Origin of the sequence: Nostoc sp. UCD121 (assembly GCF_014222285.1) — a bacterium.
GTDB lineage: Bacteria > Cyanobacteriota > Cyanobacteriia > Cyanobacteriales > Nostocaceae > Nostoc.
Genome location: NZ_JACKZS010000606.1, coordinates 1 through 247, shown reverse-complemented (window position 1 = coordinate 247; position 247 = coordinate 1). Strand labels below are relative to the sequence as shown.

At 47.8% G+C, this 247-nt stretch carries 1 protein-coding gene; it reads left to right on the top strand.

Annotation, left to right across the window (positions count from 1 at the left end; all coding sequences use genetic code 11):
* Nucleotides 1-103: photosystem I protein PsaX (gene psaX, locus GNF10_RS37670; RefSeq protein ID WP_185607552.1), on the top strand; the 103-nt coding region annotated here is incomplete at its 5' end.
* Between the last annotated feature and the right edge of the window lie 144 nt (nt 104-247).

Below are 247 nucleotides of genomic sequence, written 5' to 3'. Positions count from 1 at the left end.
TACCGGCGCTAAACCCCCCTATACTTTTCGTACAGCTTGGGCGCTGTTGCTACTAGGTGTTAACTTTCTGGTAGCAGCTTATTATTTCCACATTATTCAATAGTTCAATTGGGGAAGTAGGGAATAGGGACTAGGAAGGGAGAAAAATTTTACCCAATCCCCCTTTGTGTTTGCAGTAGCCTGGGTCGGGAAACCCTCCCGCAGCGCTGTCTCACCAGTTCCTAATTCCCAGTCCCCAAACTAAGTG